General features: G+C 76.0%; 9 protein-coding genes. 4 read left to right on the forward strand and 5 right to left on the reverse strand.

What is annotated here, in order from left to right; all coding sequences use genetic code 11:
* Positions 1-31: 31 nt before the first annotated feature.
* Together ACFCZN_RS20990 and ACFCZN_RS20995 are read right to left on the reverse strand one after the other, a co-directional pair.
* Positions 32-862, reverse strand: a complete 831-nt coding sequence (locus ACFCZN_RS20990) for an aldo/keto reductase (RefSeq protein WP_430558046.1) — start codon at positions 860-862, stop codon at positions 32-34.
* A gap of 43 nt (positions 863-905) precedes the next feature.
* A complete protein-coding gene (locus ACFCZN_RS20995) occupies positions 906-2,105 on the reverse strand; it encodes an MFS transporter (RefSeq protein ID WP_429763004.1) in 1,200 nt (399 codons plus the stop codon).
* Positions 2,106-2,265: 160 nt separating this feature from the next.
* Between ACFCZN_RS20995 and ACFCZN_RS21000 the strand changes: the two genes are divergently transcribed.
* A complete protein-coding gene (locus ACFCZN_RS21000) occupies positions 2,266-2,712 on the forward strand; it encodes a MarR family winged helix-turn-helix transcriptional regulator (protein WP_430558047.1) in 447 nt (148 codons plus the stop codon).
* 48 nt (positions 2,713-2,760) lie between these two features.
* Positions 2,761-3,153: a YunG family protein gene (locus ACFCZN_RS21005; protein WP_429763001.1), complete on the forward strand. Its 393-nt coding sequence runs from the start codon at positions 2,761-2,763 to the stop codon at positions 3,151-3,153.
* A 21-nt stretch (positions 3,154-3,174) separates the two neighbouring features.
* Here the strand turns inward: ACFCZN_RS21005 and ACFCZN_RS21010 are convergent, their stop codons facing one another.
* Together ACFCZN_RS21010 and ACFCZN_RS21015 are read right to left on the reverse strand one after the other, a co-directional pair.
* Positions 3,175-3,828, reverse strand: a complete 654-nt coding sequence (locus tag ACFCZN_RS21010) for a transcriptional regulator (RefSeq protein WP_430558048.1) — start codon at positions 3,826-3,828, stop codon at positions 3,175-3,177.
* Entirely contained in the window at positions 3,825-4,268 is a 444-nt protein-coding gene (locus tag ACFCZN_RS21015; RefSeq protein WP_430558049.1) for a DNA-binding protein, read from the reverse strand. Before ACFCZN_RS21015 ends, ACFCZN_RS21010 begins: the two co-directional genes overlap by 4 nt.
* A 97-nt stretch (positions 4,269-4,365) precedes the next feature.
* On the opposite strand from ACFCZN_RS21015, the gene ACFCZN_RS21020 reads away from it, so the two are divergent.
* Positions 4,366-5,553, forward strand: coding sequence for a PEP/pyruvate-binding domain-containing protein (locus ACFCZN_RS21020; RefSeq protein WP_430558050.1), 1,188 nt, complete (start codon positions 4,366-4,368; stop codon positions 5,551-5,553).
* A 59-nt stretch (positions 5,554-5,612) separates the two neighbouring features.
* Complete coding sequence (locus tag ACFCZN_RS21025; protein ID WP_430558051.1) at positions 5,613-6,716, forward strand: RDD family protein; 1,104 nt, start codon at positions 5,613-5,615, stop codon at positions 6,714-6,716.
* A gap of 7 nt (positions 6,717-6,723) precedes the next feature.
* Here the strand turns inward: ACFCZN_RS21025 and ACFCZN_RS21030 are convergent, their stop codons facing one another.
* Positions 6,724-7,218, reverse strand: coding sequence for a pyridoxamine 5'-phosphate oxidase family protein (locus tag ACFCZN_RS21030; protein ID WP_430558052.1), 495 nt, complete (start codon positions 7,216-7,218; stop codon positions 6,724-6,726).
* Between the last annotated feature and the right edge of the window lie 166 nt (positions 7,219-7,384).

Genomic DNA, 7,384 nt, shown 5'->3' on the forward strand with positions numbered 1-7,384 from the left:
GCCAAACGCCCGCTCACAGCACTCTGGATGGTCAGCCGTTGAAGGACGCCGGGTGCGGGCCGGTGCGGCCGTCCCGCTCCAGCCCGTCGATGGCGGCGAGCTCGGCGTCCGTGAGGTCGAAGCCGAAGACGTCGAGATTCGCGGCGATGCGCGCGGGCGTCACCGACTTGGGGATGACGACGCGGCCCTGCTGCAGGTGCCAGCGCAGCACCACCTGGGCGGGCGTGACACCGTGCGCGCGGGCGGCGTCGACGACGGGCGCGTCGCCCAGCACGGCGCCCTGCGCCAGCGGGCTCCACGCCTCGGTCACCGCGCCGTGGCGGGCGTTCGCCGCGACGGTGTCGCGGTTCTGCAGCGCGGGGTGCAGCTCCACCTGGTTCACGACCGGGGTGCTGCCGCCGAGGGCGGCGACGCGGTCGAGGTGCTCGGGCAGGAAGTTGGACACGCCGATCGACGTCGCGAGGCCGGCGGCGCGCAGGTCCTCCAGGCCCTGCCAGGCGTCGAGGTAGTCGTCCGTGGCGGGGGTCGGCCAGTGGATGAGGTACAGGTCCACGCGGTCGAGGCCGAGCTTCTCGAGGCTCTGCTCGAGGCCCTCGCGGGCGGCGGCGCGGCCCAGCCGGTCGATCCACAGCTTGGTGGTGACGAACAGGTCGTCGCGGGCGACGCCCGACTCCGCCAGGGCGCGGCCGACGCCGCGCTCGTTGCCGTAGACCGCGGCCGTGTCGATGCTGCGGTAGCCAACGTCGAGCGCGGCGCTCACCGCGGCCGTGGTCTCGGCGTCGGGCACCTGGAAGACGCCGAAGCCGAGCTGGGGCATGGCGGTGCCGTCGGCGAGGGAGACGGTGGGGACGTTCGCGGTCATGAGGAGGGTCCTTCCGGTGGTGCGGTGCTGGGCTCTGGGGATGTCAGACGGCGGTCGGCGCGAGCTCGCGCTCTCGCTCGGCGGCACGGGGGCGGGCGAGCTCGCCGCCACGGGTGCGGACGGCGACCAGCAGGACGCCGAGCCCGGCGACGGTGACGGCCGCGCCGACCCACAGGGGCGAGGTGTACCCCGCGCCGGCGGCGAGGGCGAGGCCGGCCGCCCAGGCGCCGAACGCGTTGCCCACGTTGAACGCGGCGATGTTGGCGCCGGAGCCGAGCGTCGGCGCGGCGTCCGTGTACCGCATGATGCGGGTCTGCAGCGCGGGCACGGTCGCGAAGCCGAAGCCGCCCATGAGCAGCAGGCCGACGACGGTCGCGGCCTTGCTCTGCGCGGTGAGGGCGAAGAGGACGAGGACGACGGCCAGCACCGCGATGACGGTGACGAGCGCCTTGACGAGGTTCCGGTCGGCGGCGCGACCGCCCAGCACGTTGCCCGTGACCGTGCCGACGCCGAACACGACGAGCAGCCACGGGACGGCGGCGCTGCTGAACCCGCTCACCCCGGTGAGCGTGAACGCGATGTAGCTGAAGGCGCCGAACATGCCGCCGTAGCCGAGCACGGTGACCGCCATCGACAGCCAGACCTGGCGGCCGCGGAAGATGCGGAACTCCGACAGCACGGAGCCGGCGGAGCGGTGCTCGGTGCGGGGCACGAGCACGGCGATGCCGACCAGGCCGAGCACGCCCACGGCGGTGACGGCCCAGAACGTGGCGCGCCAGCCCGCCGCCTGGCCGAGGAAGGTGCCGAGCGGCACCCCGGCGACGTTCGCGACGGTGAGGCCCGCGAACATGATCGAGATGGCGGCCGCACGACGGTTCGCCGGGACGAGGTCGGCCGCGACGACCGCGCCGATCCCGAAGAACGCGCCGTGGCACAGTGCCGCGACGACCCGGCCGACCATCGTCATGCCGTAGGTGGGGGCGACGGCGCACAGCAGGTTGCCGACGATGAACAGGACCATGAGCAGCAGGAGCGCCCGCTTGCGCGGCATGCGGGACAGCGCGGCCGTCATGGCGATGGCGCCGACGGCCACGGACAGGGCGTAGCCGGAGATGAGGTAGCCGGCCACCGGCTCGGTGACGCCGAAGTCGGCGGCCACCTCCGGCAGCAGGCCCATGATGACGAACTCGGTGAGTCCGATGCCGAAGCCCCCGAGGGCGAGGGCGTACAGCGCGGCAGGCATCGAGGCCTCCTGGGTCGGGAGAGGGGAACGTTGCGCACGCAGTAGTTGCACGCGCAACGTTCTAGATAGTTGCACACGCGTTATATCGGCGCAAGGCGCTATGCTGTGACCCGGACGACGGGACACCGGGCCCGACGACGAGGCCCGCGAGGAGGCCGACATGGGAATCGCCGACGACGCCGTCGAGATCCGCGCGCGCGGCTGGCGCACGCTCGCCGCGCTGCACGGGCTGATCGAGACGGACCTGGAACGCGCGCTGCAGAAGGAGCACCAGCTCTCCGTCGTGGAGTTCACCGTGCTCGACGCGCTGAGCCGCCAGGACGGCTGGCACATGCGCATGCAGCAGCTCGCGCGCGCCGCCGCGCTGTCCAGCAGCGCCACGACGCGCCTCGTCACACGCCTTGAGGACCGCGGCCTGCTCACGCGCATCCTGTGCGCCGACGACCGCCGGGGCATCTACACCGAGCTCACGCCCGCCGGTCGCGCCCTGCTGAAGCGGGCCCGGCCCACGCACGACCGCGCGCTCGAGGAGGCGCTCACGCGCGCAGAGGACATCCCGGAGGTCGCGCCGCTCGCGTCGTCGCTGCACGAGGTCGCCGCGGTCTGACGGCGACGCCCCCCGAGGCGTGTCGGTGCCCGGTGCCACGCTGCGGGGATGCCGATCACCGTCGATGAGCTGCGTGAACACTTCCTCGCCGCCTGGGGCCCCGACACCTGCTACCCGCACATGAGCGCCGAGTGGACCCCCGAGCACCCCTCGCGCGACCAGTGCGGCATGACCGCACTGGTCGTCCAGGACGTCCTCGGCGGCGACCTGGTCCTCGCCGAGGTCCACGTCGACGGGGCGCAGATCGGCCACCACTACTGGAACCGGCTGCCGGACGGTACGGACGTCGACCTCACGGCGGACCAGTTCCGCCCCGAGGAGACGGTCGTCGGCGGCACGGTGGTCGTCAGGCCACCGGACGCACCCCGCTACCACCGGGAGCAGTACGAGCTCCTCCGCGACCGGGTCCTCGCCGCGCTGGGCGCCGCGTCCGAGCGCTGAGCCGAGTGCGGGACCTGCCCCTCAGGGGCGCGGCTCGACCGCGCCGCGCGGGATCCCCACCGTGGCGAGCAGGTCCTCGTGCAGCTCCATCCACACCCCGTGGACGGAGGCCGCGCCGATCCCGGCCACGCGCGCGCCGTCGCCCTTGCGCGCTGCCGTGAGCGCGTCGTCGAGCCGCTCGGCGTAGCCCGAGAACCGGTCGAGCTCCGCCGCGAGCCCGGCGAGCAGCGGCCGCGCCTCGGCGGCGACGGCCCCCAGCTCGTCGAGGACGCGGGCGTCCCAGGCGGCGTCGCGATGGTCGTTGAGGTCCAGCCGGCCGCCCGCGGCGGGCCTCAGCTGCCAGTCCGTGCAGGCCTGCAGCAGCCGGGCGTTGAGCGGGTCGAAGGTCGAGAGCGCCTCGCGCACGACGGCGGACGCCCGCCCGGTCGGGTCGGCAGCGAGCTCCGCCGCGAGGCGCCGCTCCCCCTCGGCCCGACCGCGCTCGGTGAGGGACCAGCCGCCGGTCCCGGCGAACTCCGCCCAGGTCACGTGGCCGAACGCCTCGAGGTCGAGCAGGTGCTCGCGGGCGACGTCGACCGTGAGCCCCGACCGACCGGCGACGGCCGCGTCGTCCGCCGAGCCCCGCACGCGGACGGCGTGCAGCACGAGGAGCCCAGGCTCCGACACGCGGCTCACGGCGCCTCCCCCGCTCCCGCGGACCTCGCGACGAGCCGGTCGAGCCGCTGCTGCACCGCCTGCGGGGAGCCCAGCCCCAGCGCACCCGCCATCCGCCCCCAGGTGTGACCGGCGGCGCGCGCGGAGAACAGGGCCGCCGTCTCGAGCTGCTCGGCCTCGGCGCGCGCGGCGGGCACCAGCGCGAGGGCCGCGAGCGCCCCCGCGGCATCCTCCTCGGCGGTGAGCGTCCCGCCTGCCGAGCGCCACAGGTAGTGCCGTACCAGGTCCGTCGCCGACGGCGGCACCCCGCCCGGCTGCCACGGGCGCGAGGTCAGCTTGTCCGCGCCGAGGCCGAGCAGCACGCGCCGGGCGCGCGCCTCGGCGTCGGCGTCACCCTGGTCGCGCTCGTGGTCGGCGGCCTGGCCGGCGGCACGGTCGTCCGGGCGGGTCTTGCGTTCCATCCCGCGACCGTGCACCATCAACGAACTGTTGTCAATGATGTGTTGATGTCGCGCCATGGCGGCGGCGGGGACGAAGGTCAGGGGACGGAGGTGCGGCATGGACACCGTCGTGCCGCTCGACGCCGCGACGGCGGCGCACGGCGCCAAGGCGGCCGGCCTGGGCGCGCTGCGGCGGGCCGGGCTGCCGGTACCGGTCGGTGTCGTCGTCCCGCCCTCGCTCGAGGATGTCGACCTGCGGGCCGCCGTCGACGGGGCGCTCGACGCGCTGGGGCGGCGCTCGGCCGTGGCCGTGCGGTCGTCCGCGACGGACGAGGACGGGCCCAGGGCCTCGGCTGCGGGCCAGTACGAGACGGTGCTCGGCGTCACCGGCGCGAGCGACGTCGTCGCGGCGCTGCTCGCCTGCCGGGCGTCGGCCGTCGGGCCACGGGTCACCGCCTACCGGGCGGCGACGAGCGGCGCACCGGCTGCCGGAACACCCGCCGCCGACGTCGCCGTCGTCGTGCAGCGGCTTGTCGACGCCCGCGCGGCGGGGGTGCTGTTCACCGGCGGCGGGCGCACCGTCGTCGAGGGCTCCTGGGGGCTGGGCGAGAGCGTGGTGCAGGGCACCGTCGACCCCGACCGGTGGACCGTCGTCGCCGGGCGCGTCGTCGAGCACCGCACCGGCGACAAGCGCACCCGCGTGGACCGCTCCCCCGGCGGCACCAGGACCCGCGACGTCCCGGCGGCGGACCGCGACCGCCCCTGCCTCGACGACGACGCCGTGCTGCGCCTCGCCGCGCTCGGGCGACAGGTCGCCGACCTGCGCGGCGGCCCGCAGGACGTCGAGTGGGCGGTGGACGACGCCGGCACGGCCTGGCTGCTGCAGGCCCGCCCGGTCACGGCCGCCCTCCCCGTCGACCGCTGCGAGCGGGAGATCGGCCCTGATCGAGGGGCAGGACGGGGCCAGGCTCCCGCTCACAGCGACGACGGGGTGCTGCGGGGCACCGGGGCGAGCGGCGGCCGGGCGAGCGGGCCGGCGCGGGTGGTGCGCGGACCGGACGACTTCGGCGCGGTCCGGCCCGGCGACGTGCTGGTGTGCCGCGAGACGGACCCCGCGTGGACGCCGCTGTTCGGCGTCGTCGCCGCCGTCGTCACCGAGACGGGTGGGCTGCTGTCGCACGCGGCGATCGTCGCGCGCGAGCTGCGGCTGCCCGCCGTGCTCGGCGTGCCCGCGGCGACCGACGCCCTGCGCGACGCCGGCGCGGTCGTCGTGGACGGCGACGCGGGGACCGTCGCGCGCCCGTGACCTGGGCACGGGCTGGACATCCCGTGGACGCCCGCGCGCCGTCGTGGAACCATCCCGCCATGACCACGACGACGCCGGCGACGCCGCCGGCGCTCCCGGCCACGCCCGGGCCCCCCGTCGAGCACACCCTCGACCCGTTCACGCCCGACCGGCCGCCGGCGGCGTGGGGCCTGCGGGTGCTGGCGGCGCTCCTCGACTCCGCGCTCGTGGCGGCGGTGGCCTTCCTCGCGACGGGCGCCGCGCCGACCCTCGCCGCGCTCCCGGGCCTGGGCGAGCCCGGCGGGGCGGGCGGCGCGGGGTGGACCGCGGGGACCCTGCTGGCGCTCGGGGCGCTCCAGGCGTACACCGGCATGACGCCCGGCAAGCGGGTGGCCGGCGTTGCGGTGGTCGACGACCGCTCCGGCCGGCCGATCGGGCTGCCCGGCACGGTGCTGCGCTGGTTCGCGCACGTCCTCGACGCGATCGTGCTGATCGGCTACCTGCGCGCGGCGTTCCGAAAGGACGGCCGCACCTTCGCCGACTCGCTGCTCGGCACCGTCGCGGTGCGCACGACGAGGCCCGAGCCGCATCCCCTCGTCGCGCGACTCCGCACGGCTCGCGACACGCACGCGCCGTGGCTGCGCTGGCCGCACCGCGTCACCGCCGTCGCCGCGTTCGTGCTCTGCGTGCCCGCCGCCGGGATGAGCCTGCTGGTGGGCGCGGGCTCTCAGACCGAGGGGCCCGTCGTCGTCGGGTCCTGCCGGCTCACGGACGAGAGCGTCGACGTCTCGGCGTCGGCGACGATCGTCGCGCAGCGCGCGGAGAGCTGGGAGTCACGGCTGGGCATCCACCGCAACGCCACGACGACGTGGCGCCTCGGCGCGCGGTGGACCGTGCCCGCCGACTGGCCGACGCAGCCCACCGGCACCCCCACCCTCGAGGCCCGCGCCGCCGACGACGAGCCCGCTACGACCGTCCCTGTCGACGGCGACCCGCTCTGGGCCGACGGATCCTGGCCGGAACCGGCGCAGGACGCGGCCGGCGGCACGCCCACGACGCTCCGGTCGGAGACCCTCGTGACGCACGACGAGCTCGCCGAGGGGTGGGCCGCCACCGTCCTCGACGGGGTCGGCGAGTGCGGCACGGCGCTCACCCTCCCGTTGGACCCCGACCTGGCGCCGTGACGCGACGTCAGGGGCGGAACCTCGTCTGCCCGTGCGGCGACTTGGCGAACGCGAGCACCTTGTCGACCACGACGCGGTAGACGAGCGCGCGCTGGCCGTGCGGGTCGAAGGACTCGTCGTCGTTCTCGAAGTCCCACGCGTCGCCGTACTTGGCGCGGAACCCGTCGGCGAGCCGGCGGAGCTCCGGCTCGCCGGTCGCGCGGACGACGACGCCCTCCACGACGACGTCGAGCCCGGCGTCCCACTCCGGGGACCCGATCGTCACGGCCACGTGCGGACTGTGTGCGAGGTTGTGGGCCTTCTGCTCGCCGGGGCCGGTGCAGAAGACGAAGCCGTCGTCGGTCCACAGCCCGACGAGCGGCGTGACGTGCGGGCGGCCGTCCGCCCGGACGGTGACGAGCCGGTACAGGGTCGCGGCCGTCAGCGCGGCCTCGACCTCCGGCCAGGGGGTGGGCGCGGTGGCCTCGCTGAAGCGGGCGTCGAGGGTTCCGGTGGGGGTCATGACAGGACAGACCCGGGGGGGCGAAAGAAACCCCCCCCCCCCCCGGTCCCGCGCCCCCCCTCGTTCGGCTCCCCCCCCTTTCTCCCACCCCCCCCCCCCCCTACTCCCCCCCCCCCCCCTTCCCCTCCCCCCTGCCACTTTGGCCCCCGCCACCCACCCCCCCACG

Source organism: Isoptericola sp. NPDC056134 (assembly GCF_042264825.1).
Classification (GTDB): domain Bacteria; phylum Actinomycetota; class Actinomycetes; order Actinomycetales; family Cellulomonadaceae; genus Isoptericola; species Isoptericola nanjingensis.

Coding starts and splice junctions, on each gene's coding strand:
- ACFCZN_RS20990 (WP_430558046.1), bottom strand. CDS start 862: ATGACCGCGAACGTCCCCACCGTCTCCCTCGCCGACGGCACCGCCATG.
- ACFCZN_RS20995 (WP_429763004.1), bottom strand. CDS start 2,105: ATGCCTGCCGCGCTGTACGCCCTCGCCCTCGGGGGCTTCGGCATCGGA.
- ACFCZN_RS21000 (WP_430558047.1), top strand. CDS start 2,266: ATGGGAATCGCCGACGACGCCGTCGAGATCCGCGCGCGCGGCTGGCGC.
- ACFCZN_RS21005 (WP_429763001.1), top strand. CDS start 2,761: ATGCCGATCACCGTCGATGAGCTGCGTGAACACTTCCTCGCCGCCTGG.
- ACFCZN_RS21015 (WP_430558049.1), bottom strand. CDS start 4,268: ATGGAACGCAAGACCCGCCCGGACGACCGTGCCGCCGGCCAGGCCGCC.
- ACFCZN_RS21020 (WP_430558050.1), top strand. CDS start 4,366: ATGGACACCGTCGTGCCGCTCGACGCCGCGACGGCGGCGCACGGCGCC.
- ACFCZN_RS21025 (WP_430558051.1), top strand. CDS start 5,613: ATGACCACGACGACGCCGGCGACGCCGCCGGCGCTCCCGGCCACGCCC.
- ACFCZN_RS21030 (WP_430558052.1), bottom strand. CDS start 7,218: ATGACCCCCACCGGAACCCTCGACGCCCGCTTCAGCGAGGCCACCGCG.